Origin of the sequence: Rubrivivax benzoatilyticus JA2 = ATCC BAA-35 (assembly GCF_000190375.1) — a bacterium.
GTDB classification, from domain to species: Bacteria; Pseudomonadota; Gammaproteobacteria; order Burkholderiales; family Burkholderiaceae_C; genus Rubrivivax; species Rubrivivax benzoatilyticus.
Window position 1 is genome coordinate 65284 of sequence record NZ_AEWG01000076.1, and the last position, 25648, is coordinate 90931.

A 25648-nucleotide genomic window follows, 5' to 3' on the forward strand; every position below is an offset into this window, starting at 1 on the left:
CGCGATGAGCGAGCAACACGTCTCCAATCCTGGTGCGCCCGTGGCCGACGACGGCCTGGGTTGCCACGCGGGTCGGGAACAGATGCTGGCCGCGGCCGCCGCTTCGGGCAACGGCGAGATGCTGCAGCAGTACGCCCGCGACTATCCGATGCCCGAAGGCGCCGGCCCGCACGACCAGCCGCAGAGCATGTGCCCGGCCTTCGGTTCGCTGCGTGTCGGCCTGCGCATGCGCCGCACCGCGACCGTGCTGTCGGGCTCGGCCTGCTGTGTCTACGGCCTGAGCTTCACGGCCCACTTCTACGGCGCGCGCCGCTCGATCGGCTACGTGCCGTTCAGCAGCGAGACGCTGGTCACCGGCAAGCTGTTCGAGGACATCCGCGAGGCCGTCCACAAGCTCGCCGACCCGAAGCAGTACGACGCCGTCGTCGTCATCAACCTCTGCGTGCCCAGTGCCTCGGGCGTGCCGCTGCGCCTGCTGCCCAAGGAAATCGACGGCGTGCGCATCATCGGCATCGACGTGCCGGGTTTCGGCGTGCCGACGCACGCCGAAGCCAAGGACGTGCTCGCCGGCGCGATGCTGCGCGTGGCGCGTGGCGAAGCCGAGGCCGGCCCGGTGGCCGCGCCGCGCGGCGGCGTCAGCGAGAAGCCGACCGTCACGCTGCTCGGCGAGATGTTCCCGGCCGACCCGGTGGGCATCGGCATGATGCTCGAGCCGATGGGCCTGGCCGCCGGCCCGGTGGTGCCGACGCGTGAGTGGCGCGAGCTGTATGCCGCGCTGGACTGCGCCGCCGTCGCCGCGATCCACCCGTTCTACACCGCCAGCGTGCGCGAGTTCGAGACCGCCGGTCGCCCGATCGTGGCTTCCGCACCGGTCGGTCACGATGGCACCGAAGCCTGGCTGCAGGCCGTCGGCCGCGCCTGCAACGTGCCGCAGGCGATGATCGACGCGTCGAAGAACAAGTGGCTTCGCGCGATCAAGGGCGCGCTGGCCGCCACGCCGATCAAGGGCCGTGTCGTCGTCTCCGGCTACGAAGGCTCGGAGCTGCTGGTCGCGCGCCTGCTCGTCGAGAGCGGCGCCGAGGTGCCCTATGTCGGCACCGCCTGCCCGAAGACGCCCTGGAGCGCGCCCGACCTCGAATGGCTGCAGGCGCGCGGCGTGCACGTGCAGTACCGCGCCTCGCTCGAGCAGGACATCGCCGCGGTGCGCGAATGCCGCCCCGACCTGGCGATCGGCACGACGCCGGTCGTGCAGGCCGCCAAGCAGGCGACGATCCCCGCGCTGTACTTCACGAACCTGATCTCCGCGCGTCCGCTGATGGGCCCGGCCGGGGCTGGTTCGCTGGCCCAGGTCATCAACGCGGCCATCGCCAACAAGTCGCGCTTCCAGCAGATGCGCGAGTTCTTCGGCGAGGTCGGCACCGGCGACAACGCCGGTGTCTGGGAAGACGTTCCGCAGTCGCGCCCCGAGTTCCGGGCCGACACGCGCCGTCAGGTCATCAAGCTCCAGAAGCGCCGCAAGGCCGAGGAGATGATCTGATGTACGTGATCGACCACGACCGCGCGGGCGGCTACTGGGGCGCGGTGTACGTCTTCACCGCGATCAAGGGGCTGCAGGTCGTCATCGACGGCCCGGTGGGCTGCGAGAACCTGCCGGCCACCGCCGTGCTGCACTACACCGACGCGCTGCCGCCGCACGAGCTGCCGATCGTCGTCACCGGTCTCGGCGAAGAGGAACTGGGCCGCGAAGGCACCGAAGGCGCGATGAAGCGCGCCCACGCGGCGCTCGACCCGGACCTCCCGGCCGTCGTCGTCACCGGCTCGATCGCCGAGATGATCGGCGGCGGCGTGACGCCCGAAGGCACGACGATCCAGCGTTTCCTGCCGCGCACGATCGACGAAGACCAGTGGCAATGCGCCAACCGCGCGATGTTCTGGCTGTGGAGCGAGTACGGCCTGCGCAAGATCCCGCAGCGCACCCCGTTCGAGCAGCGCCCGGCCGGCGAGAAGCCACGCGTGAACATCATCGGCCCGAGCTACGGCACCTTCAACATGCCGAGCGACCTGGCCGAGATCCGCCGCCTGGTCGAAGGCATCGGTGCCGAGGTGAACATGGTGTTCCCGCTCGGCAGCCACCTGGCCGACGTGCCCAAGCTGGTCGACGCCGACGTCAACGTCTGCATGTACCGCGAGTACGGCCGCATGCTGTGCGAGGCGCTGGAGCGCCCGTACCTGCAGGCGCCGATCGGCATGCACAGCACGACCGCGTTCCTGCGCGAGCTCGGCCGCCTGCTGAACCTGGACCCCGAGCCCTTCATCGAGCGCGAGAAGCACACCACGCTCAAGCCGATCTGGGATCTGTGGCGCTCGGTGACGCAGGACTTCTTCGGCACCGCCAACTTCGGCATCGTCGCCGGCGAGACCTACGCCCGCGGCATCCGCCACTTCCTCGAAGACGAGCTGGGCCTGCCGTGCAACTTCGCCGTCGCCCGCAAGGCCGGCGAGAAGACCGACAACGAAAGCGTGCGCGAGCTGGTGCACTCGAAGACGCCGCTGGTGCTCTTCGGCAGCTACAACGAGCGCATGTACCTGGCGGAAACGACCTCGGGCCATGGTCCGAAGCCGGCCTATATTCCGGCCTCGTTCCCCGGCGCGATCATCCGCCGTCACACCGGCACGCCCTTCATGGGCTACGCCGGCGCGACCTACCTGGTGCAGGAGTTCTGCAACGCGCTCTTCGACGCGCTGTTCAACATCCTGCCGCTGGGCACCGAGCTCGACCGCATCGACGCGACGCCGTCGCGCCGCGGCGACTCCAGGCCCTGGGACGACGAGGCCCAGCAGGTGCTGCGCGACTACGTCGCCCGCCAGCCGGTGCTGGTCCAGATTTCCGCTGCCAAGCAGCTGCGCGACCGCGCCGAACGCGAAGCCGGCGCCGCCGGCGAGGAACGCGTCACCGCGGCCCGCGTGCGCCAGCTGCTCGGCCAGAAGGAGCCCGCGTGATCAAGGGCTCCATTCACCAGTTCCTGTCCGCGATCAGTGGACAAACCGAATGTCGTGGCACTCTGCCGCGGCTGCCCACCGTGCGCGGGTCTTGTGCGCACGCGGCCATCTGGCCGCTTATGAAGGAGTTTCCTCATGGCTGAAAGAAAGGGCTCGATCTCCGGGCTTACCGACGACGAGGCCCAGGAGTTCCACAAGTTCTGGGTTCAGGGTTTCGTGGGTTTCACGGCGGTCGCCGTGGTCGCTCACTTCCTGGTCTGGGTCTGGCGTCCCTGGCTCTAAGTACCTGATAGCTTGACCCGTCATTGGGGAGCGTTATGGCCCATCTTGAATCTGCAATGCCGAAGCCGGTCGCGGCGGGTGACTCCAGAAGTTTCTGGATCATCTTCGCGCTCAGCTACGTGGCGTTTCTGATCATTGCCCTCATCGGGCAATTGCTTGGTTGGCACTGGCGTTCCTGGTTGCCGGGTGCTGAAGGTGTGAAATCTATTTTTGGCGGCGTCAAGGCAGCGGTTTATACCTTCATGTCGCATTTGCTATAGGAGCTTGGATTATGTGGAGAATTTGGCGTCTGTTCGATCCGATGCGCGCCATGGTGGCCCAGGCGGTGTTCCTTCTCGGTCTCGCCGTTCTGATTCACCTGATGCTGCTGGGCACGAACAAGTACAACTGGATGGACGGCGCGAAGAAGGCGCCGGCGGCGACGGCTGTTGCCCCGGTTCCTGCCGAAGTGACGTCCCTGGCGCAGGCGAAGTAAAAAGCGCCACGCCAGTGCATGCGGGCGAGACCGGTCTTGACCGGTTTCGACCCGCTGCAACAACAAACTCGCCGTTCGGGTTGTCGGTGGCGACCCGTCGGTTGGAGGAATCAATATGGCAATGCTGAGTTTCGAGAAGAAATACCGGGTGCGCGGCGGCACGCTGGTCGGGGGCGATCTCTTCGACTTCTGGGTCGGACCGTTCTACGTCGGTTTCTTCGGCGTGACGACGCTCTTCTTCTCGGTCCTGGGAACCGCGTTGATCATCTGGGGCGCTTCGCAGGGGCCGACGTGGAATCTTTGGCAGATCAGTATTGCGCCCCCTGACCTGAAGTACGGGCTGGGCGTGGCACCGCTGATGGAAGGCGGTCTCTGGCAGATCATCACGGTGTGCGCCATCGGGGCATTCGTCTCTTGGGCGCTGCGTGAAGTCGAGATCTGCCGCAAGCTCGGCATGCAGTACCACGTGCCGATCGCATTCAGTTTCGCGATCCTGGCCTACGTCACGCTGGTCGTCATCCGCCCGGTTCTCATGGGCGCTTGGGGCCATGGCTTCCCGTACGGCATCTTCAGCCATCTGGACTGGGTGTCGAACGTGGGCTACCAATATCTGCACTTCCACTACAACCCGGCACACATGCTGGCGATCTCGTTCTTCTTTACGACGACGCTGGCGATGTCGATGCACGGTGGCCTGATCCTGTCGGCGGCCAACCCGAAGAAGGGTGAGCCGATGAAGACGACGGACCACGAAGACACGTTCTTCCGCGACGCGGTCGGTTATTCGATCGGTTCGCTGGGTATCCACCGCCTGGGTCTGTTCCTGGCGCTGTCGGCGGCCTTCTGGAGCGCGGTCTGTATCGTGATCAGCGGTCCGTTCTGGACCCGCGGCTGGCCGGAGTGGTGGGGCTGGTGGCTGAATCTGCCCGTCTGGAGTCAGTGGCCGCTCAACTGAGCTGCTCAGGAGAAACCCAATGGCTGAGTATCAAAACATCTTCACGCGTGTGCAGGTCGCAGGACCGGCGCACATGGGTGTGCCGCTGCCCGAGAGGGACAGCCCGCGCACCGGCAAGAAGCCTTGGCAGATCCACCTGCTGGGTCGTCTGGGCATGGCGCAGATCGGGCCGATCTACCTCGGTCCCCTGGGCATCCTGTCGGCGGTCTTCGGCGCGCTGGCGATCATGATCATGGGCTTCAACATGCTGGCCCAGGTCGGCTGGAACCCGATCGAGTTCGGCCGCCAGTTCTTCTGGCTGGCGCTGGAGCCGCCGTCTCCGAAGTACGGCCTGAACCTGCCGCCGCTGAACGACGGTGGCTGGTGGCTGATGGCCGGTCTGTTCCTGACGATCTCGATCCTGCTGTGGTGGGTTCGCATGTACACCCGGGCCCGCGCCCTGGGCATGGGCACGCACGTCGCCTGGGCCTTCGCTGCGGCCATCTGGCTGTACCTGGTCCTGGGCTTCATCCGCCCGATCGCCATGGGCAGCTGGTCGGAAGGTGTGCCGTTCGGCATCTTCCCGCACCTGGACTGGACCGCCGCGTTCTCGCTGCGCTACGGCAACCTGTTCTACAACCCGTTCCACGCGCTCTCGATCGCCTTCCTGTACGGCGCGACGCTTCTGTTCGCGATGCACGGTGCGACGATCCTGGCCGTCAGCCGCTTCGGTGGCGAGCGTGAACTGGAGCAGATCGCCGACCGTGGCACCGCCTCGGAACGCGCCCAGCTGTTCTGGCGCTGGACGATGGGCTTCAACGCGACGACCGAGTCGATCCACCGCTGGGCGTGGTGGTTCGCCGTGCTTTGCCCGCTGTGCGGCGGCATCGGCATCCTGCTGTCGGGTACCGTCGTCGACAACTGGTATCTGTGGGCCGTGAAACACGGCGTGGCACCGGCCTACCCGGCGGTGTTCGCGCCCACGATCGACCCCGCCACCCTGCAGGGAGTCAAGTGATGGCACTCGCGGCTCGTTTTACGACCCTTACCGTCGCCGTGACCGCGGCGGTCCTGCTCGCGGGATGCGAGCGTCCGCCGGTGGAATCGGTGCAGCGGGGCTACCGCGGCACCGGCATGCAGCACATCGTCAACCCGCGCACGCTGGCCGAGCAGATCCCGACTCAGCAAGCCCCGGTGGCAACGCCGGTGGCCGACGATTCGGGCCCGCGCGCCAATCAGGTGTTCCAGAACGTCAAGGTTCTGGGCCACCTGTCGGTCGCGGAGTTCACGCGGCAGATGGCGGCGATCACCGAATGGGTGTCGCCGACCGAGGGCTGCAACTACTGCCATACCGAGAACCTCGCCGACGACTCGAAGTACCAGAAGGTCGTCTCGCGTCGGATGCTCGAGATGACGCAGAAGATCAACGCCCAGTGGACGCAGCACGTCGCCGCTACCGGCGTCACCTGCTACACCTGCCACCGTGGTCAGCCGGTCCCGAAGGAGATCTGGTTCACCGCTGCGCCGCAGAACAAGCGTTCGGACTTCATCGGCAACCTCGACGGCCAGAACCAGGCCGCCAAGGTCGTCGGGCTGACCTCGCTGCCGTACGACCCGTTCACGACCTTCCTGAAGGAAGACACGAACGTCCGGATCTACGCGACGACGGCGCTGCCGGCGGGCACTTCGACGGCCGACATCAAGCAGGCCGAGAAGAGCTACGGTCTGATGATGCACTTCTCGGGCGCGCTGGGTGTCAATTGCACGTACTGCCACAACACCAACGGCTTCGGCAGTTGGGAGAACGCCGCGCCGCAACGCGCGACGGCCTGGTACGGCATCCGCATGGCGCGTGACCTCAACAACAACTTCATGCAAGGGCTGACCTCGGCCTTCCCGGCCCACCGGCTGGGCCCCACCGGGGACGTGGCGAAGATCAACTGCGCCACTTGCCACCAGGGCGCCTACAAGCCGCTGTACGGCGCGCAGATGGCCAAGGACTACCCGGGCCTGAAGCCGGCTCCGGCGGCCCCCGCCGCCTCTGCCGTGGAAGCCGCTCCGGTCGACGCCGCCGCGTCGGCTGCTCCGGTCGCCACGGTGGCCACCGCCGCGAAGTGACGTGTTGAACGGCGGCCGCGGCACCCGCCGCGGCCGTTCCGCATGACGAACGAACTCAGCATTGCCGCCGGCGCCTCGCAACAGGCCCCGGCGGCTTCTTCTTTGTCGAGCGAGGCGTTGCCGCGGGTCACCGCCGGTGGCGACGTGCTCGTTCTGCTGCTCATCGACGTGGCGCCCGCCTCGCGGCTGTGGGGTTACGGGCGTTTCATCGCCGGCAGGGCGCCAGCCCGTCGCGAGCCTGGCGCCCGCTTCGCCAAGCAACTCGGCACCGGCTACGAAGGCGGCTTCGGGCTGCGGCCCAGCGCCACGCGCCAGGGCCTTTTCGTGCTTTTCGAGGACGAGGCCGCGGCCGATGCTTTCATCGGGCACTCCGAGCTCGTCCAGGAATACCGCCGCCACGCGCGCGAGCTCTGCATCGTCAAGGCGCGGCCGTACGCGGCGCGCGGCACCTGGGATGGCCAGCAGCCGCGTGTCGGCGCACCGGCGCCGGTGGACGGCCCGGTCGCGGCGCTGACGCGAGCGTCGATCCGGCTGTCGCGGGCGCACCGTTTCTGGCCCAACGCCGGGCCTTCGCAGGTTTCGCTCGAGCGCGCGAGTGGCTGCCGGCTGGCCGTCGGCCTGGGCGAGGCGCCGTTCCTGCGCCAGGCCACCTTCAGTGTCTGGGACAGCGTCGCCGCGATGGACGCCTACGCGCGCACCGGCGCGCACCAGCGCGCGATCCAGGCCTCGCGCGACTTCTTCTCCGAATCGATGTTCGTGCGCTTCGTGCCGCTGGCGATCGAAGGCGTCTGGAAGGGGCGCCGTTATGGCTGATGTCTCCCGCACCCATCGTGTCGTCGTCGTCGGCGCCGGCATCGCCGGGCTGACCAGCGCGTTGCTGCTGGCCGCACGCGGGCTCGACGTCACGCTCGTCGACAAGTCGGCGACGCCGGGCGGCAAGATGCGCCAGGTGATGGTCGACGGCGCGCCGGTGGACGCCGGCCCGACGGTCTTCACGATGCGCTGGGTCTTCGACCAGATCTTCGCCGCCGCCGGCGCCAGGGTCGAGGACCACCTGAAGCTGCAGCCGCTGGGCGTGCTCGCACGCCACGCCTGGCGCGGGCACGAGCCCCGCCTGGACCTGTTCGCCGACATCCAGCGCTCCGCCGAGGCGATCGGCGAGTTCAGCGGCCCGCAGGAGGCCCAGCGTTTCCTCGGCTTCTGCCGCCAGGCTCGCCAGCTCTACGACCATCTCGAGGGCCCGTACATCCGCTCCGAGCGCCCGACGCTCGGCAGCATGGTCGGCGACCTGGGCCCGCGCGGCCTGATGGTGCTGATGCAGATCGGGCCGTTCTCCAATCTCTGGCGCTCGCTGTCGCGGCACTTCCGCGACCCGAAGCTGCAGCAGCTGTTCGCGCGCTACGCGACCTACTGCGGCGCGTCGCCTTGGATGGCGCCGGCGACGCTGATGCTCGTCGCCCAGGTCGAACTCGACGGCGTCTGGGCCGTCGAGGGCGGCATGCATGCCGTCGCCCGGGCCTTCTCGGCGCTGGCCGAGGCGCGCGGCGTCAAGCTGCGCTACGGCTGCGGCTGCGAGCAGGTGCTGGTGCGCGATGGCCGCGCCGTCGGCGTGCGCCTGTCCGACGGCGAGGAGATCGCCGCCGACTCGGTGGTGTTCAACGGCGACGTCAACGCGCTGGCCCAGGGGTTGCTAGGCGACCCGGCGCGGCGGGCGTCGGCGCCGGTCGCGCCGGCGCGGCGCTCGCTGTCGGCGCTGACCTGGCTGGTCAACGCGCGCACCAGCGGCTTCCCGCTGGTGCGCCACAACGTGTTCTTCGACGAGGACTACGCGTCCGAGTTCGACGACATCTTCCGCCAGCGCCGCCTGCCGCGGCGCGGCACCGTCTACGTCTGTGCGCAGGATCGCACCGACGAAGGAATCGGGTCGGACGCCCCCGAGCGCCTGCTGTGCCTGGTCAATGCACCAGCCGACGGGGACCGGCGACCCTTCGACGTTTCGGAGACCGAACCATGCGAGCAGCGGAGTCTGGCGCTGATGCGCGAGTGCGGCCTGTCGATCGAGTGGAGCCCGCAGACGCACCGGCTGGTGACGCCGGCGGACTTCGAGCGGCTGTTCCCGGCGACGGGGGGAGCGCTCTACGGCCCGGCGACACACGGCTGGATGTCCTCGTTCCATCGGGCGTCGTCGACGAGCCGGCTGCCGGGGCTGTATCTGGCGGGCGGGAGTGTCCACCCGGGGCCGGGCGTGCCGATGGCGGCGATGTCCGGCCGGTTGGCGGCCGAGACGCTGATGGCGCACCTCGATTCGACCAGCCGGTCCCGCCGGGTGGTTATCTCTGGTGGTATGTCGACGCGGTCAGCGACGACGGGCGGCATGGCCTGACCTTCATCGCCTTCGTCGGCAGCGTCTTCTCGCCTTACTACGCCTGGGCCGGCGGCCCGAACGCCGACCGCGCCGACCCGGAGAACCACTGCGCGCTGAACCTCGCGCTGTACGGCGACGCCGGCAAGCGCTGGACGATGACCGAACGCGGCCGGCGCTGGATGCGCCGCAGCCGCGACGAGTTCGTCATCGGCCCGAGCCGGCTGCACTGGGACGGCGAATCGCTGCTCGTCGAGTTCGACGAGATCGGCGTGCCGATCCCGCGCCGCGTGAAGGGCAGGGTGCGGGTCTGGCCGAAGGCGCTGTGCCGCTTCGTCACCTCGCTGGACAGCGGCGGGCGCCACCGCTGGGGCCCGATCGCGCCGTGCAGCCGCATCGAGGTCGAACTCGACAGCCCGCGCGTGCGCTGGAGCGGCCACGCCTACCTCGACTCGAACGAGGGCGACGAGCCGATCGACCGGCCGTTCCACGAATGGGACTGGTCGCGCGCGACGATGGCCGACGGCAGCACCGCGGTGATCTACGACGTGCGCCAGAAGCGCGACGGTGACCGCGTCATCGCCGAACGCTTCCTGCTCGACGGCAGCACCGAGAGCTTCGAGGCGCCGCCGCGCCAGCCGTTGCCGACGACGCTGTGGCGCATCGGCCGCACGATGCGCACCGAGCCGGGGGTGCCGGCGGTCGTCGAGCAGACGCTCGAGGACACGCCGTTCTACGCGCGCTCGATGGTGCGTTCGGGGCTGCTCGGCGAGGTCGTGACCTCGGTGCACGAGACCATGCTGCTGCCGCGCGTGATCACGCTGCCGGTGCGGCTGATGCTGCCCTGGCGCATGCCGCGCCGGGGGTGACGGCGGGGCCGGCCGGGGGGCCGGCTCATTCCTGGTGGTCGTCGGCGCGGCGGCCGTTGAACGAGCTGGGGCGGTAGACGTTGCCCTCGCGCTTGACGTTCGGGGCCCCGCGGCGGGCGCGTTCGATGACCTCGACCGCTTCGCGCTCGGCGTGCCGGCGCTGGCGGCTCCAGCGCCAGGCGCTGCGCGTGCGTTGCAGCATCGCGCTCACACGCTGGCGGCCGACCAGCATGCCCAGCAGCAGGGCCATGCAGACGGCCAGACCGATCGCGGCGAATACCTTCTCGAGCATGGTGACAATCTAGCGCGCTTCGCCGTCGGCGTCGCGCAAGTTGTGCACGGCGCGGGACGCGGTCTTGATCATTGTCGGCCGCAATCCCGCGAACATCGGGCGCCGGTGCGCCGCCTTCAGACGCCGCGGCGTGCCGCCTGGCGTTCCATCAGCTCGAGCACCCAGCCCAGCCGCTCGTTGAACGAGCGCGGCAGCGGGCGGTGGGTGGCCGAGGCGCCGGAGGTCGAGGCGACCGAGGCGTCCACCAGGTACTGGATGGCCGGCAGCGGCGGGATCGAGGCGTGGGCCCGCCCGGGGCTGTTCAGCGCCGCGGACGCGGCGACGGCCATCAGCGCGGCCTTGCGGCGGGCCGGCACGACGACCCGGCGGTTGACCGAATCCAGGCCGTCGCGCTCGAGGCGGTGGCCGATCTCGGCGTAGACCAGCCGGGCGGCGCGGATCGCCGGGCGGCAGTCGCGCGGCAGCGCGGCGATGCCGTGCTCGGAGCGTTCGTACAGCTCGTCGGCAGCCCGCAGCAGCCGGCGCACGGTCTGCGCCACCTCGGGGCAGTGCACGGGGTTCTTCAGCCAGGCGTCGACGTCCAGTCCGGCCTCGCGCAGCCACTGCCGCGGCAGGTACAGGCGGCCGTTGCGGGCGTCTTCGCCGACGTCGCGCGCGATGTTCGTGAACTGCATCGCCACGCCCAGCTCGCAGGCCCGGGCCAGCGCCTGCGGCGAGCGCACGCCCATGATCACCGCCATCGCGGCGCCGACGGTGCCGGCGACGCGTGCGCCGTAGGCCTCGACGTCGGCGACGGTCTCGTAGCGGCGGCCCTCGGCGTCCCAGAGGAAACCTTCGAGCAGCGCGTCGAGCAGCACGCGCGGCAGGCCGTGCCGGTGCACGGTGCAGGCCAGCGCGCGGTCGGCGGCGATCGGCTCGGGCGTGCCGGCGTAGACCTTGTCCAGCCGCGACCGCAGCTCGGCCATCGCGGCGTGCGGGTCGCCGCTCAGATCGACGGCGTCGTCGGCGACGCGGCAGAACGCGTACAGCGCGGTGGCCGGCGCGCGCACGCGTTGCGGCAGCAGCAGCGAGGCGGCGAAGAAGGACTTGGAGCCGCCGCGCATCAGTTCGCGGCAGGCCTGCAGTTCGGTCGAGACGCGCAAGTCAGCGGGCATGGAGCAGGTTGTTGTCGGGCGGGGGCACCAGCATCGGCGGCGGGTCGCGCGGCTCCCCCGGTTCGCGCGAACGCAGCGCCCAGCGCCACAGCGCGGCGACGGGCAGCGGCAGCACCATCATCCAGTGCTCGATGACGGCCATGCCGAGCATCGTGGCCACGAGCAGCAGGCCGACATGCATCGCCGGGCTGGTGCCGGGCAGCAGCGCCTCCTGGACCATCAGGCCGGCCACGATCGTCGGCACGGTGACCGAGATCGGGAACAGCAGGTTCATCGCGCGCCGACGGAAGAAGCTGACGAGGTACTTCAGGTGCTCCGGCAGGAACTCCTCGCTCAGGTTGCGCACGCCCAGGAACAGGTTCAGCTTGGCGCTGGCGCGCATCGTCCAGAGCACGAGGTAGGTCCAGGTGCCGACCTGGTTGGGCTCGCCCCAGGTGACGGCGATGATCGCGATGCCGACGCCGATGATCGCGATCTCGTGCCACAGGATGGCCTGGATGGCGTGGATGAAGCGTGTCCAGGTGCTCGCGCCGGGCGGCGTCGCGGTCTTGCGCGGGCCGGTGATCCAGCCGGTCAGGAAGGCCAGCTCGTGCCAGCCCCAGACCAGCAGCGCGCAGGTGAAGGCGCAGTACGCGTCGGCCGGCGTCGTGTTGCCGGCGGTGTGGACCAGGGCGCCGAAGGCCGTCACCGCCAGAGCGGTCGAGATGACCAGGCTCCAGCGGAAGGTCTTCCGCGGCAGACCGTCCAGCAGCAGGATCAGCCCGGTGCTGAACCACCAGACGAACACCGCGAACAGCACCGGGATCGCCACGCTCAGCATCATGTCCTCGCTTTCACCATGCCGGTGCCATGCGCACCTGCGCCGGCAGCGCGTGACGGCGCACCGGGATCAGGTACATGCGGGCGAAGGTCGCGGCACCCGCCACGGCCCAGACACCCTGCTGCAGGCGGCCGACGAGGCCGCCCCGCTTCTTCGCGGCGTCGAACGCCGTCTTCACGCGCACCAGGCGCTCCATGCCGGCACGGAAGGCCGGATGGTCGATGTCCAGCGAGATCGGGAAGACCTGCTTGGAGATCTCGTTGGTGATCTCGAACACGCGGTAGTCGTAGTCGGTCGACTCCAGCCCCATCGCCTCGTGAAGCAGCGGCCGCATGTGGTCGCGCACGTACATCGTCGTGTAGACGGCGAGCAGGAAGAAACGCACCCACAGAAGGTTGGCGCCCGAGACCAGGTGCGGGTTGGCACGCAGGATCAGCGCGAACGATTCGCCGTGGCGGAATTCGTCGTTGCACCAGCGTTCGAACCAGCGAAAGATCGGGTGGAAGCGCTTGTCGGGGTGGCGTTCGAGCTGGCGGTAGATCGTGATGTAGCGCGCGTAGCCGATCTTCTCGGACAGGTAGGTCGCGTAGAAGATGTACTTCGGCTTGAAGTACGTGTACGCCTTGGTGCGCTTCAGGCCGCCCAGGTCGATGCCCAGGCCGAAATCGCGCAGCGCCTGGTTGATGAAGCCCGCGTGGCGCGACTCGTCGCGCGCCATGAAGCGCATCAGCGCCTTGACGTCCGGGTTCTCGACGTTCTTCTGGATCTCGTTGTAGAGCACGCAGCCCGAAAACTCGGAGGTCACCGACGAGATCAGGAAGTCCAGGAACTCCTGGCGCAGTTCCGGAGACACCTGGGAGAAACGCTCGGCCACCTCCTGCGCGAACTCGGGCGTGCGCTGGAAGTGGTCGTGGTTGTTGTCGCCCTCGTACTCGGCCAGCATCGCGTCCCATTCCGCGCGGATCGACGAGACGTCGATCGCGTTCATCGCGGCGTAGTCCGTGGTGTAGAAGCGCGGGCTCAGGAGCGTGCTCTCCTTGGCCCGGCGGGCGGCCTCTTCGGGTGATTCGATCGTCGGGGTCGCGAGCATGAGGGTCTCCGTGGTGTTTCAGCGGGCCGAAGCCGGCTGGGGTTCGACGTTCAGCAGGCGCGCGAACACGCCGGCGTTGGTCGGGCCGAAGGACTCCAGGTCGATGCGCTCACCCGTTGCCGGGTCCATCAGCGTCAGTCGGCCATCGTTCCGGGCGACGAGTTCGAACGCCTGCTCGGGGCCGAGGCCCCGCTTCATGCGTTCGCGGGCGAGTGCACGCAGGGCCCCACGGAGGAACCCGGCCTCGCCCTGGACCGATTCGAGCAGCGCGCCGTCGCGCGCATCGATGACGGCGATGCTGCCGTCGGGTCGATCCTCGAACCGGAGGGCACGCGTCGCGACGGCATCGCCGTCGGGCGCGCGGATCGACTGCCCGCTCAGGCGCACCGCGGCAACGCCGACGATGACGGCCACGAGCAGCACGCCGATGGCGATCAGCGGCGTGCGGGGCAGGTCGTTGGAACGGGACGTGGTGTCGCTCATGCAGCGGCACCCTGGCCCGCGAGATTGCCGGCGGCAGGCTTGCCGTCGGCCGCCGCGGCAGGCACGGCGGGCAGCTCGTTGGCCCGCGACCAGGCCTCCGACAGCTGCCGGGCCACCGCCTCGGCATCGGGAACGCAGCGCAGCATCGGCTCCGGCTTGGCGTAGCGCCACGGGCGGGCGTGCGGCCAGAGGTGCAGATACGCGATGCGATCCGTTCCGAGCAGCGTGATCGGGATGTCGCCGCTGCCGTCGCGATGACGGCGCAGGCCGGCGGCCGCGATGCGCTTGAACGGAATGTTGAAGGTCACCGTCAGCACGATGCCGATGCGCATGACCACGCGCCGGTCGGTGATGGTGTAGACGGCGCCGCGCGCCGTCAGCCAGGCGAGCCCGGTGATCAGCACGAGCGCGAAGACGACCAGAGGCAGCAGCAGCACGAGCGCGCGCAGTGCGTCGCCGGCGCTGCCGCCCTGGCTCAGCACGTAACCGGCACGGGCCGCCAGGACGGCGGCGAAGTACAGCACCAGCGCAGGCACGTGAAAGGCGCGCCGTGCGAGGGCGCGCCAGTCAGGACTGCCCTGCCAGAGGATGTGCTCCTCGGCAGGGAGGACCTCCGGCAGTCCGTGCACGGGCTCGTATTCGTGCTCGTGCCCGGTGGTGTGCCGGTGGCCGTGTGTCACAGCAGGGGCTCCTGCCGCGACGGCTCGGCGTACAGCGTGCCGGCGCCGTAGTAGGCGCAGATCTTCTCTTCCTCGAGCATCGTGACCTGCTCGGGATGCTTGGTCGCCGGGACGTCGGCGAACTGGCCGGCCAGCAGCGCCGTGACCTTGACCGCGTCACGCTTGAGGATCGCGAAGTTGATCGGCAGCAGCACCTTGCGGGCCCCGTCGTTCAGCTCGACCTCGATGTAGCGGAACAGGTTTTCCGGCGTGTCGACCCACAGGTCGGTCACCGTGCCGGCCTGCACGCCGTCGGCGCCGAAGACCGGCTTGCCGCGCGGGTCGCTGTCCTGCTTGGCGACGTCGAAACCTTCGACGAGGCGCAGCGGCAGGATGCGGGCGTTGCCGTCGGCGTCCGTGTCGGGACGGTCGGCACGCTCGGCCCAGGCGCCCGGGCCGACGCCGGCCAGCAGCGGGTTGCCGGTCGGGACCAGCGGGGCACCGATCCAGCCGTGGGCCGGTTCGGCGGCGAGGTTGTCCTGCGACGGCTCGGCCTTCGGCACGACGTGCTCGTGGCCGTCGGCCAGCTTGAACGTCTTGGGCTCGGGGACCGGCCAGCCGGTGATGACACCGCGGCCCGTGCCGCTGTCCATCTCGGGGTAGCCCTCGCGATGGTTCTCGCGGATCAGGTAATAGCAAAGGCCCGCGAAGAACGCCCAGAAGGCGTACAGCACGAGCTGCGCAACGTCGACATAGGATGTGATGGCACCGGATTCCATGGGGTTCTCCTTCTCGCGAATCTCGCTAGCCGGGGAAATCGGCCAGTCCGAATTGGTTTTGGTCAGGCTGCTGCCGCCGCCCCGAGCGGCGCACCAGCGGGCCGATCGCGACCAGGGCCGCGAACAGCAGGATCATCTCGAGGTGATACACGAAGCTGTAGCCGGTCACGGGGCTGACCAGCACCTGGCCCAGCAGGCCTTGCGTCGCCATGCTCGACACGAGGTCGCGCATCGCGCCGCCGGCTGCAACCGCACCGCCGGCAGCCGTGGCCTGAACGGCGCCCCAGGCGCCGAGGGCCAGACCGACGTGCTCCTTGCGCTCCATTCCCATCGCCGCCGTCAGCGTGCCGACCGAGAACAGACCGCCTCCGAAACCGATCATCACCGTGCCGATGCGGAACATCGCCGGTGAATCCATCGGCGCGGCGAAGACCACCAGCGCGAACGCCGGCAGCCCGCAGACCGCACCCAGCGCCGCGACGCGCAGCGGATCCCAGCCGCGCGCCAGCATGCGTGCGGCGAGCGCGAACGCGACCAGCGCACCGCCGGCCAGCAGGGCCGTCAGCGTGCTCGTGGCGGCGACGCTCAGCTTCAGGATCTCGCCGCCGTAGGGCTCGAGCACGATGTCCTGCATGTTGAACGCCGCGGTGCCCAGGCCGACCATCCAGAGGAAGCGCCGGGCCTGCGGCTGCTCGATGAAGCCGCGCCACATGGTGCGGAATTCCGGCGCGGGCTGGTCCTTGCTGCGGCGGCGGTTCGGGTCGCGCGCCTCCTGCTTCCAGACGGCGATCAGGTTCAGCGCGACGGTCAGCACGGCGGCGCCCTGGACGACCTCGACCAGGCGCTGCTCGGAGAAGTCCGACAGCAGGGCCGAGCAGGTCATGCCGCCGCCGACCAGGCCGACCAGCAGCATCACGTACATCAGCGCGACGACACGCGGGCGGGACTCCTCGCTGGCCAGGTCGGTGGCCAGGGCCAGCCCGGTGGTCTGCGTGGTCTGCAGGCCGGCGCCGACGAGCAGGAAGGCGACGGCGGCGAAGATCTGGCCGACCCAGCCCATGCCGAGGTGGCCCTGGCCGGTCAGCACCAGCAGCGCGAACGGCATGATCGCCAGGCCACCGAACTGCATCAGCGTGCCCAGCCAGATGTAGGGCACGCGGCGCCAGCCGATGACCGAGGCGTGGATGTCCGAGCGGAAACCGACGAAGGCGCGGAACGGCGCCGCCAGCATCGGCAGCGCGACCATCATCGAGACGATCCAGGCGTGCACGCCCAGCTCGACGATCATCACGCGATTGAGCGTGCCGACGAGCAGCGCGGTGGCCAGGCCGACCGACACCTGGAACAGCGCCAGGCGCAGCAGGCGCGACAGCGGCAGGCCGGGGCTGGCCGCGTCGGCAAAAGGCATCAGGCGCGGCACGACACGCTGCAGCCATTCGCGCAGCGGGTCGGGCAGGGCCGGGGTCGCCTTCACGAGCGTTTCCACTCCGTGGCCTGGGAGGTGTAGAAGCCGCTGGCGACGCGTTCGCTGCGGCCCCACTGCCAGTCCTTCAGCCCGGGGTGCGCGGCCATCAGCGCACGCAACTGGTCGGGCGCGACCGGCACGATGGCCGGCGAGCGGTCACCGCGAGGGAACAGCTTGCCGACGGTCCACATCAGCGACAGCAGCGCGGTGCGCGGCGCGAAGGTGAAGACCATCGAGGTCGAGGTGCGCTCGGCGAGCCGCGACAGCGCCGCGACGGCGTCCGGCGCGTCGTAGTGGATCACCGAGTCCATCGCGATGACGTGGTCGAAGCGGCCCAGCGCCGCATCGAGCATGTCGCCGCTGCGGAAGTCGATCGAGCCCGGACCCAGCGACTCGGGCAGGCGCTCGCGGGCGTAGCCGACCAGCGTCGGCGACAGGTCGATCGCGACGACCTCGGCGCCGCGGCGCGCGAGTTCGATCGAGGCCGCGCCGGTGCCGCAGCCTGCGTCGAGCACACGCCGGCCGCGCAGGTCCTGCGGCAGCCACGACAGCAGCGTCGTGCGCATGCGGTCGCGGCCGGCGCGCACGGTGGCGCGCACGCCGCTGACCGGGGCGTCGGACGTCAGCCGCGCCCAGGTCTGGGCGGCGGTGCGGTCGAAGTAGTGCTCGACCTCGCCGCGGCGGTTCTGATAGCTGGTGTTGTCCATGGCGATCAGTCGTAGCCCAGCAGGTCGAAGATCTCGCGGTCCTTCAGCGGCTCGCAGTACAGCGGGTCGACGCCGTCCCACAGGCGCTGGGCGAGCTGCAGGTACTCGGCCTGCACCGCCAGCACCTCGGGGCTTTCTTCCATCTCGAACAGCGTGGCCTTCTTCAGCCGGCTCTTGCGGATGACGTCCAGCGCCGGGATGCGCGCCAGCGAGCGCATGCCGATGCGCTCGTTGAACTTGTCGATCTGGTCGGTGGCGTCGGAGCGGTTGGCGATGATGCCGCCCAGGCGCACGTTGTAGTTCTTGGCCTTGGCACCGATCGCCTGGACGATGCGGTTGGCGGCGAAGATCGAGTCGAAGTCGTTGGCGGTGACGATCAGCGCGCGGTCGGCGTGCTGCAGCGGGGCGGCGAAACCGCCGCAGACCACGTCGCCGAGCACGTCGAAGACGACGACGTCGGTCTCCTCGAGCAGGTGGTGCTCCTTGAGCAGCTTGACGGTCTGGCCGACGACGTAGCCGCCGCAGCCGGTGCCCGCCGGCGGGCCGCCGGCCTCGACGCACATCACGCCGTTGGTGCCCTCGAAGACGAAGTCCTCGACACGCAGCTCCTCGGGGTGGAAGTTCACCGTCTCGAGCACGTCGATGACGGTGGGCACCATGCGCTTGGTCAGCGTGAACGTGGAGTCGTGCTTCGGGTCGCAGCCGATCTGCAGCACGCGCTTGCCGAGCTTGCTGAAGGCCACCGACAGGTTGCTCGACGTCGTGCTCTTGCCGATGCCGCCCTTGCCGTAGATCGCGAACACCTTGGCGTTGCCGATCTTGGCGCCGGTTTCCATCTGCACCTGAACGCTGCCTTCGCCGTCCGGGCGTCCGCCGCGGCCGATCTGGCTGGGGGAGATCGTGGCCGTGCTCATGCCTGCGTCTCCGTCATCCGGGCGTACTGCCCCCGGGTCATCGTCATGCTGGAGTTCCTTCGTATACACCTTCGAGGCGGTCTTCCAGCTCTTCGCCGGCACGGCGCAGGGCTTCGAGCACTTCGGGGTCCGGGCTCCAGTACTGGCGCTCGGACGCTTCGATCAGGCGATTGGCCACCTTCGCCGAGGCGGCCGGGTTCAGACGCGCGAGGCGTTCGCGCATCTCGGGGTCGAGCATGAAGGTCTCGGTGAGCTGCTGGTAGACCCAGGGCTGCACCTGACCGGTCGTCGCCGACCAGCCCATCGTGTTGGTCACGTGGACCTCGATCTGGCGCACGCCTTCGTAGCCGTGCTCCAGCATGCCTTCGTACCACTTCGGGTTGAGCATGCGCGTGCGGGTCTCCAGCGCGACCTGCTCGGACAGCGTGCGCACGGTGCCGTCGCCCTTGGTCTGGTCGCCGATGTAGACCGGCGTCGCGGTGCCGCCCTTGGCGCGGCGCACCGCGCGGCTGATGCCGCCCAGCGTGTCGAAGTAGGTGTCGATCGTCGTCACGCCCAGCTCGACCGAGTCGAGGTTCTGGTAGGCGAGGTCGACGTCGGCGAGCACGCTTTGCAGCAGCTCGGCCTTCTGCATCGGCTTGCCGGCGCGGCCGTAGGCGAAGCCCTTGCGGCGGCTGTAGGTCTCGGCGAGCTCGTCTTCGTCGTCCCAGCGGCCGTTCTCGACCAAGTTGTTGACGTTGGAGCCGTAGGTGCCGTCGGCGTTGCCGAAGACACGCAGCGCCGCGGTCTCCATGTCGCAGCCGTGCTGCTGCATGTAGGCCAGGGCGTGCTTGCGCACGAAGTTCTGCTCGACCGGCTCGTCGGCGGTGGCGGCCAGGTAGGCGGCTTCGGCCAGCAGCTTGATCTGCAGCGGCAGCAGGTCGCGGAAGATGCCCGACAGCGTGATGACGACGTCGACACGCGGACGGCCGAGCTGCTCCAGCGGGATCAGCGTCGCGCCGGCGAGGCGGCCGTAGCTGTCGAAGCGCGGCGTCGCGCCCATCAGCGCCAGGGCCTGGCCGATCGGGCCGCCTTCGGTCTTCAGGTTGTCGGTGCCCCACAGCACCAGCGCGACCGATTCCGGCAGCGCGTTGCCGTCGGCGACGTGGCGGTCCAGCAGCAGCTGCGCCAGGCGCGTGCCGTCCTTAACGGCGAAGGCGCTGGGGATGCGGAACGGGTCGAAGCCGTGCAGGTTGCGCCCGGTCGGCAGCACCTCCGGCGTGCGCAGCAGGTCGCCACCCGGCGCCGGCGGCACGAAGCGGCCGTCGAGCGCGCGCAGGATGCCCGGCACCTCGGTGTCCAGCGCCAGCAGCTTGTTGGCGCGCACCAGGTCGTCGTGGCCGCTGACGGCCTTGCCGGCGACGATGGCCTCGACCACCGAACGCTCCGGCGGCGTGTCGCCGGCCATCGACATCAGCATGTCCACACGCTGGCCTTCGGTCAGCGGCTTGCCGACGACGTGCAGGCCGTGCGGGATCAGCGTGTACTCGAGCTCGAGCACTGCCGAGGTCAGGCGCTGGACCTCGGTCTCGGCCTGTTCCGGCGTCCAGGCCGGTTCGGCGGCGGTGAGTTCGAGTTCGGCGGCCTGGGCCTGGATCACCGAGGCGTACTCGGCGCGTTCGGCGGCGTCGGGATCGAGCCCGCGCCAGCGCTCCAGCGAGGCCTTCAGCTCGAGCAGGCCGCGGTACAGGCCGGCCTGGGCCACCGGCGGCGTCAGGTAGCTGATCAGCGTCGCGGCGGCACGGCGCTTGGCGATCGCGCCTTCGGACGGGTTGTTCGACGCGTAGAGGTAGAAGTTCGGCAGGTCCGAGATCAGGCGGTCGGGCCAGCACATGCCGGACATGCCGGTCTGCTTGCCGGGCATGAACTCCAGCGCGCCGTGGGTGCCGAAGTGCAGCACCGCGTCGGCCTTGAAGTCGTCGCGCAGCCAGCGGTAGAAGGCCGAGAACGCGTGCGTCGGCGCGAAGCCGCGCTCGAACAGCAGGCGCATCGGGTCGCCTTCGTAGCCCATGCTCGGCTGGATCGCGACCAGCGCGTTGCCGAACTGGGCGCCGAGCACGAAGATCGAGCGGCCGTCGGTCAGCTGGCGGCCGGGCGCCGGGCCCCACTGCGCCTCGATCTCCTTCAGGTAACGCTCGCGACGGACGTGGTCGTCCACCGGGATGAAGGCGTGCACGTTGGCGTCGGCGCCGTAGGTCTGCGCGTTGCCCTTGAGCACCGCGTCGCGCAGCGCGTCGACGCTGTCCGGCACCTCGACGGCGTAGCCCTGGGCCTTCATGCCCTTGAGCGTCTCGTACAGGCTCTCGAAGACCGACAGGTAGGCGGCGGTGCCGATGTTCCCGGCGTTGGGCGGGAAGTTGAAGATGACGATCGCGACCTTGCGCTCGGCGCGGCGGGCGCGGCGCAGCGACACGAGGCGCGCCACGCGGGCCGCCAGCATCGCGGTGCGTTCCGAGCAGCTGCGCATGTCCTGCGAGTTGTCGCTGCTGGTGAACTGGCAGCCCTTCTCGCAGCCGGCGCAGGTGGTGCCGGCGGCGCCGCAGCGGCCGCCGAAGATCGTCGGGCTGGTCGCGCCGTCGAGCTCGGGGATCGCGACCATGATGGTGCTTTCCACCGGCAGCAGGCCGCGGTCGGAGCCGCCCCATTCGCCAAGCGTCTGGAACTCGACCGGGTGCGCGGCGATGTAGGGCACGTCGAGCTGGGCGAGGATCTCCTCGGCGGCGCGCGCGTCGTTGTAGGCCGGGCCGCCGACCAGAGAGAAGCCCGACAGCGAGACGACGGCGTCGACCGTCGGCTTGCCGTCCTTCATGAAGAAGCGTTCGATCGCCGGACGCGAGTCCAGACCCGAGGCGAAGGCCGGCACGACCTGCAGGCCCTGGACCTCGAGCGCCGCGATGACGCCGTCGTAGTGCGCCGCGTTGCCGGCCAGCAGGTACGAGCGCAGCAGCAGCAGGCCGACGCGGCCCTGGCATTCGCCGTCCTTGACGACCGTCGGCAGTGCCGCGGCGTCCTCGCCGATGCGGCCCTTCATGCGCGGGTGGTAGACGCCGATGTCGGGGTACTCGACCGGCGCCGCGGGCTTGCCGCGGCCGCGCAGCGCGGCGCGCTCGCCGGCCGCGTAGCGGTCGACGAGGAAACGCACCATGTTGAAGATGTTCTCTTCGGAGCCGCCCAGCCAGTACTGCAGCGACAGGAAATAGGCGCGCACGTCCTGGGCGGTGCCCGGGATGAAGCGCAGCAGCTGCGGCACGCGGCGCAGCATCTTCATCTGCGCGGCGCCGCCGGTGGCGGCCTTGTCCTTGTTGCCGCGCAGGCGCTTCAACAGCGCCAGCGGCCCCGAGGCCGGCTTGTCCATGTCGAAGCCGCCCAGGCGCGTCAGCTTGACGACCTCGGCGGCCGACATGGCGCAGACCATCGCGTCGCACTGCAGGCGCCGCTCCTGCAGCACCGGCATCAGCGGCAGGAAGTGGTCTTCCAGGAACAGCATCGTCACGATGACGATGTCGGCCTGGCGGATGTCGGCGATGCAGCGCTGCAGCCCTTCGGGCTCGTTGGCCCACTCCGACGCGGCGTGCAGCGTCAGTTCCAGGCCGGGCAGCACGCGGCGGAGGTTGACCCGCGCGCGCTCCGCAGCGCTCGCCAGGTGGGTGTCCATCGTGACGATGACGACCCGGATGGGCGTCGCGTCAACGCCCGAAGTGCGCCTTGGCGTCATACAGCGTTTCCACGGTGATGGTCGCGAGGCCGCGTTCGGCGGCGAATCGCTCGGTGTTGCGACGGGCCTTGCCGCGCACGAAGAACGGGATCTTCTGCAGTTCCTTCTGCGCGTCGGGTGCCCATTGGGCGACGGCGATCGGAGCGGAGGCGGCGGGCGCGGCCGTGACGGCCGCAGCGGGGGTGTCGGGGGCGGGCTCGGGGGCTTCGGCGGCGGCGGGCGCAGCGGCCGGCGCCGGCACGGCGGCACGCCCGAGGTGCGAGGCCGCGGCGCCGTCGTGGAACTCGAAGTCGCCGCGGAACATCGTCAGCAGGTGTTCCTCGAGGCCCATCATCAGCGGGTGGACCCAGCTGTCGAACAGGACGTTGGCGCCCTCGAAGCCCATCTGCGGCGAGTAGCGCGCGGGGAAGTCCTGCACGTGCACCGGCGACGAGATCACCGCGCAGGGCACGCCCAGGCGCTTGGCGATGTGGCGCTCCATCTGGGTGCCCAGCACCAGCTCGGGGTGCAGCTCGGCCACCTTGGCCTCGACTTCCAGATAGTCGTCGGTGATCAGCGCCTCGACGCCGTAGAGCTTGGCCGCCTCGCGCACGTCGCGGGCGAACTCGCGGCTGTAGGTGCCCAGGCCGACGACGGTGAAGCCCATCTCCTGGTGCGCCACGCGCGCCGCAGCGACGACGTGCGTGGCGTCGCCGAAGATGAACACGCGCTTGCCGGTGAGGTAGGTCGAGTCGACCGAACGCGAGTACCAGGGCGAGCGCGACAGCGCGTCGGGCAGCGGCGTGTCGGCCGGCAGGCCGGCCAGGCCGAGCACCTCGGCGATGAAGTCCTTGGTCGCGCCGACGCCGATCGGGATCGTCTTCGTGAACGGCTGGCCGAAGAAGCGCTGCAGCCAGCTCGCCGCCTGTCCGCCCGTCTCGGGGTAGAGCACGACGTTGAAGTCGGCCTCGCCCAGGCGGGCGATGTCGTCGGCCGAGGCGCCCAGCGGCGCGACGGTGCGGACCTCGATGCCGAGCTCGTTCAGCAGGCCGGTGATCTCGCGCACGTCGTCGCGGTGGCGGAAGCCCAGCGCGGTCGGGCCGAGGATGTTGCAGCTCGGCTTGGCGCCGGGCTCGCGTGCGGGCCGCGGCGTGCCGGGCGCGGGGGCGTTCGGGCCGGCCAGCGTGCGCACGACCTGGTAGAAGGTCTCGGACGCGCCCCAGTTCTCCTTGCGCTGGTACGACGGCAGCTCCAGCGGGACGACGGGGATCGGCAGCGCCAGCGCACGGGCGAGGCCGCCCGGATCGTCCTGGATCAGCTCGGCCGTGCACGAGGCACCGACCAGCAGCGCGTTCGGGCGAAAGCGCTCGACCGCCTGGGCGCAGGCGGTCTTGAAGAGTTCGGCGGTGTCGCTGCCCAGGTCACGCGCCTGGAAGGTCGTGTACGTGACCGGCGGGCGGCGCGGCAGCCGTTCGATCATCGTGAACAGCAGGTCGGCGTAGGTGTCGCCTTGCGGCGCGTGCAGCACGTAGTGCACGTCGTCCATCGCGGTGGCGACCCGCATCGCGCCGACGTGCGGCGGGCCTTCGTAGGTCCAGAGCGTCAACTGCATGTCAGGCGACCAGTTTCATCCGCCGGGCGAGCGGGCGGGTGAACAGCTCGGCCAGGTCGGCTGCCTGGTCGAAGCCGTGCACCGGCGTGAACACGAGCTCGATCGACCACTTGGTCGTGAGCCCCTCGCTTTCCAGCGGATTCGCGAGGCCCAGGCCGCAGACGACGATGTCGGGGCGGGCGGCGCGGCACCGGTCGAGCTGACGCTCGAGATCCTGGCCCTCGGAAAGCTGGGTACCCGCCGGCAGCAGCGCCAGTTCGGGCGCGACCAGCTGGCGGTGCAGGTAGGGCGTGCCGACTTCGACCGGCACCATGCCCATCTCTCGCGCGAGGAAGCGGGCCAGCGGCACCTCGAGCTGCGAGTCGGGGAAGAAGAAGACCTTGCGCCCCTCGAGCAGGACGCGGTGGCGGGCCAGCGCGCGGGCGGCGCGTTCGCGGCGCGGGCCGACGACCGAGACGAACTTCGTCGCCTCGACCTGGAACTCGCGGGCGATGGCCTGCAGCCACAGCGTCGTGCCTTCGGCGCCGAACGGGAACGGCGCCGGCAGTCGCTTGGCGCCGCGCAGTTCCAGCGCGCGTGCGGTGTCGGCCAGGAAGGGCTGGGCCAGCACGAAGCGCGTGCCCGGGCCGACCGGCGGCATCTCGCCGGCACGGTGGGCGGGGAAGAAGTGGACCGGGCCCACGCCCAGGCCGTCGAAGACGCGGCGGAACTGGTCCTCGACGATGTCGGCGACCGCGCCGACGACCATCAGCGCGCGCTCGTCGCTGGCCGGCAGTTCGGGCACCAGCGCCGCCAGGCAGGTGTCTTCGCCCTGCGTGAAGGTGGTGTCGATGCCGCTGCCGGTGTAGGACAGGATGCGCACGCGCGGCGAGAAGCTGCGCGACAGGCGCTCGGCGGCGCGCGACAGGTCGAGCTTGATGACTTCCGACGGGCACGAGCCCACCAGGAACAGCATCTTGATGTCCGGCCGGCGCTCGAGCAGGCGCGTGACGACGCGGTCGAGCTCGGCGTTGGCGTCGGCCAGGCCGGCGAGGTCGCGGTCGTCGATGATCGCGGTGGCGAAACGCGGCTCGGCGAAGATCATCACGCCGGCGGCCGACTGCAGCAGGTGGGCGCAGGTGCGCGACCCGACGACGAGGAAGAAGGCGTCCTGGATCTTGCGGTGCAGCCAGACGATGCCCGCGAGACCGCAGAACACCTCGCGCTGCCCGCGTTCGCGCAGGACAGGGGCGTCGCCACAGCCCTGCTGCATCGGGGCAGGGGCGATGTCGATGACGGCATTCATGCGTAGGCTTCCGACTGGGCGCTCAATCGCGCGGCCCGGAGCTTAAGGAGGAACTGCCCGGCGTTAATGACGTAGGTCGCGTACGCTGCGAGTGCCAGCCACATTTGTTGACGCGCATCAAGCCAGCCAGTGGCCAGCGCCACGAGGTAGGCCGTGTGCAGCGCCAGCACCAGCATGCTGAACACGTCTTCCCAATAGAAGGAAGGGTGGAAGAGGTAGACGCCGAAGACGTCCTTCTCCCAGATCGCGCCCGTGACCATGATGGTGTAGAGCAGCAGCGTCTTGACGACGATCGAGATCGTCGCCGCGTCATGCCCTTGACCTGTGATCAGGTAGCGCACGACGAGCACGAGGCTGACGAGGAAGACGAAGAACTGCAGCGGCGCGAGCACGGCCTGGACGATCGTCCAGGGCGAGCGGTCGCGCCGAATGCGCTCTTCGGGCGTGTACAGCGGAGGCACGCGCGGCGCCGTGGGTCCGCGGTCGAGTTTGGTCCTTTGACCCATGACGCAGAATCTAGACGGGGACACCCCTGATGTCAACAGGGGTTGACGTCATGCGAGCCTGACACTACTCTTGACTCATGCGGGTTCAGTTCGCCCGCGCCAGGGGAGT

The 25648-nt window shown here is 69.7% G+C and carries 25 protein-coding genes; 11 read left to right on the forward strand and 14 right to left on the reverse strand.

The annotated features are described in order from the left end of the window. Positions 1-4 precede the first annotated feature (4 nt). The 11 genes from bchY to RBXJA2T_RS09390 all read left to right on the forward strand — a co-directional run bounded on the left by bchY (position 5) and on the right by RBXJA2T_RS09390 (position 10040). Complete coding sequence (gene bchY, locus RBXJA2T_RS09340) at positions 5-1537, forward strand: chlorophyllide a reductase subunit Y (RefSeq protein WP_029718818.1); 1533 nt, start codon at positions 5-7, stop codon at positions 1535-1537. Continuing rightward, a complete protein-coding gene (bchZ, locus tag RBXJA2T_RS09345; protein ID WP_009857106.1) occupies positions 1537-3000 on the forward strand; it encodes a chlorophyllide a reductase subunit Z in 1464 nt (487 codons plus the stop codon). The genes bchY and bchZ overlap by 1 nt, the downstream gene beginning before the upstream one ends. Before the next feature lie 135 nt (positions 3001-3135). Further along, a complete protein-coding gene (gene pufB, locus RBXJA2T_RS09350) occupies positions 3136-3282 on the forward strand; it encodes a light-harvesting antenna LH1, beta subunit (protein ID WP_009857107.1) in 147 nt (48 codons plus the stop codon). A 35-nt stretch (positions 3283-3317) separates the two neighbouring features. Next, positions 3318-3542, forward strand: coding sequence for a hypothetical protein (locus RBXJA2T_RS09355; protein ID WP_230269217.1), 225 nt, complete (start codon positions 3318-3320; stop codon positions 3540-3542). 11 nt (positions 3543-3553) lie between these two features. After that, positions 3554-3757 (forward strand): light-harvesting antenna LH1, alpha subunit, encoded by a 204-nt coding sequence (gene pufA / locus RBXJA2T_RS09360; RefSeq protein WP_029718817.1) that lies wholly within the window; start codon positions 3554-3556, stop codon positions 3755-3757. Between the two features lie 121 nt (positions 3758-3878). After that, complete coding sequence (gene pufL, locus RBXJA2T_RS09365) at positions 3879-4712, forward strand: photosynthetic reaction center subunit L (RefSeq protein ID WP_009857110.1); 834 nt, start codon at positions 3879-3881, stop codon at positions 4710-4712. 19 nt (positions 4713-4731) lie between these two features. Continuing rightward, a complete protein-coding gene (pufM, locus tag RBXJA2T_RS09370) occupies positions 4732-5709 on the forward strand; it encodes a photosynthetic reaction center subunit M (RefSeq protein ID WP_029718815.1) in 978 nt (325 codons plus the stop codon). Positions 5710-5789: 80 nt separating this feature from the next. Next, positions 5790-6809: a photosynthetic reaction center cytochrome PufC gene (gene pufC, locus RBXJA2T_RS09375; RefSeq protein ID WP_230269218.1), complete on the forward strand. Its 1020-nt coding sequence runs from the start codon at positions 5790-5792 to the stop codon at positions 6807-6809. Between the two features lie 42 nt (positions 6810-6851). Beyond that, positions 6852-7622: a hypothetical protein gene (locus RBXJA2T_RS09380; RefSeq protein WP_029718813.1), complete on the forward strand. Its 771-nt coding sequence runs from the start codon at positions 6852-6854 to the stop codon at positions 7620-7622. Then, on the forward strand, positions 7615-9192 hold the full coding sequence (crtD, locus tag RBXJA2T_RS09385) for a 1-hydroxycarotenoid 3,4-desaturase CrtD (RefSeq protein WP_009857114.1): 1578 nt from the start codon (positions 7615-7617) through the stop codon (positions 9190-9192). Before RBXJA2T_RS09380 ends, crtD begins: the two co-directional genes overlap by 8 nt. 5 nt (positions 9193-9197) lie before the next feature. Next, on the forward strand, positions 9198-10040 hold the full coding sequence (locus tag RBXJA2T_RS09390; RefSeq protein ID WP_510637543.1) for a carotenoid 1,2-hydratase family protein: 843 nt from the start codon (positions 9198-9200) through the stop codon (positions 10038-10040). Between the two features lie 25 nt (positions 10041-10065). On the opposite strand, the gene RBXJA2T_RS09395 is transcribed toward RBXJA2T_RS09390, so the two are convergent. From RBXJA2T_RS09395 to bchF, 14 genes are all read right to left on the reverse strand, one after another. Continuing rightward, positions 10066-10332 (reverse strand): hypothetical protein, encoded by a 267-nt coding sequence (locus tag RBXJA2T_RS09395; RefSeq protein ID WP_009857116.1) that lies wholly within the window; start codon positions 10330-10332, stop codon positions 10066-10068. A 116-nt stretch (positions 10333-10448) separates the two neighbouring features. Further along, positions 10449-11486, reverse strand: coding sequence for a phytoene/squalene synthase family protein (locus RBXJA2T_RS09400; RefSeq protein WP_009857117.1), 1038 nt, complete (start codon positions 11484-11486; stop codon positions 10449-10451). Continuing rightward, entirely contained in the window at positions 11476-12309 is an 834-nt protein-coding gene (puhE, locus tag RBXJA2T_RS09405; protein WP_009857118.1) for a putative photosynthetic complex assembly protein PuhE, read from the reverse strand. Before puhE ends, RBXJA2T_RS09400 begins: the two co-directional genes overlap by 11 nt. Before the next feature lie 10 nt (positions 12310-12319). Next, positions 12320-13396 (reverse strand): magnesium-protoporphyrin IX monomethyl ester (oxidative) cyclase, encoded by a 1077-nt coding sequence (gene acsF / locus RBXJA2T_RS09410; RefSeq protein ID WP_009857119.1) that lies wholly within the window; start codon positions 13394-13396, stop codon positions 12320-12322. Between the two features lie 18 nt (positions 13397-13414). Continuing rightward, entirely contained in the window at positions 13415-13879 is a 465-nt protein-coding gene (gene puhC / locus RBXJA2T_RS09415; protein WP_009857120.1) for a photosynthetic complex assembly protein PuhC, read from the reverse strand. Beyond that, positions 13876-14559, reverse strand: a complete 684-nt coding sequence (puhB, locus tag RBXJA2T_RS09420; protein WP_009857121.1) for a photosynthetic complex putative assembly protein PuhB — start codon at positions 14557-14559, stop codon at positions 13876-13878. Before puhB ends, puhC begins: the two co-directional genes overlap by 4 nt. After that, positions 14556-15317: a photosynthetic reaction center subunit H gene (gene puhA, locus RBXJA2T_RS09425; protein WP_009857122.1), complete on the reverse strand. Its 762-nt coding sequence runs from the start codon at positions 15315-15317 to the stop codon at positions 14556-14558. Before puhA ends, puhB begins: the two co-directional genes overlap by 4 nt. Before the next feature lie 25 nt (positions 15318-15342). Further along, positions 15343-16791, reverse strand: a complete 1449-nt coding sequence (locus RBXJA2T_RS09430) for a BCD family MFS transporter (RefSeq protein WP_009857123.1) — start codon at positions 16789-16791, stop codon at positions 15343-15345. Then, positions 16788-17489 carry a magnesium protoporphyrin IX methyltransferase gene (gene bchM / locus RBXJA2T_RS09435; protein WP_009857124.1) on the reverse strand — a complete coding sequence of 234 codons (702 nt, stop codon included), beginning with the start codon at positions 17487-17489 and terminating at the stop codon, positions 16788-16790. Before bchM ends, RBXJA2T_RS09430 begins: the two co-directional genes overlap by 4 nt. A 5-nt stretch (positions 17490-17494) precedes the next feature. Then, positions 17495-18403, reverse strand: a complete 909-nt coding sequence (gene bchL, locus RBXJA2T_RS09440; protein WP_009857125.1) for a ferredoxin:protochlorophyllide reductase (ATP-dependent) iron-sulfur ATP-binding protein — start codon at positions 18401-18403, stop codon at positions 17495-17497. 43 nt (positions 18404-18446) lie between these two features. Beyond that, the gene (locus RBXJA2T_RS09445) at positions 18447-22157 is read right to left on the reverse strand and encodes a magnesium chelatase subunit H (RefSeq protein WP_029718811.1); all 3711 of its coding nucleotides are present in this window, start codon (positions 22155-22157) and stop codon (positions 18447-18449) included. Further along, the gene (gene bchB / locus RBXJA2T_RS09450; RefSeq protein ID WP_009857127.1) at positions 22129-23748 is read right to left on the reverse strand and encodes a ferredoxin:protochlorophyllide reductase (ATP-dependent) subunit B; all 1620 of its coding nucleotides are present in this window, start codon (positions 23746-23748) and stop codon (positions 22129-22131) included. The genes RBXJA2T_RS09445 and bchB overlap by 29 nt, the downstream gene beginning before the upstream one ends. 1 nt (position 23749) lies before the next feature. Continuing rightward, positions 23750-25033 (reverse strand): ferredoxin:protochlorophyllide reductase (ATP-dependent) subunit N, encoded by a 1284-nt coding sequence (locus tag RBXJA2T_RS09455; RefSeq protein ID WP_009857128.1) that lies wholly within the window; start codon positions 25031-25033, stop codon positions 23750-23752. Next, the gene (gene bchF / locus RBXJA2T_RS09460; protein WP_037290597.1) at positions 25030-25494 is read right to left on the reverse strand and encodes a 2-vinyl bacteriochlorophyllide hydratase; all 465 of its coding nucleotides are present in this window, start codon (positions 25492-25494) and stop codon (positions 25030-25032) included. The genes RBXJA2T_RS09455 and bchF overlap by 4 nt, the downstream gene beginning before the upstream one ends. Positions 25495-25648: the final 154 nt, after the last annotated feature.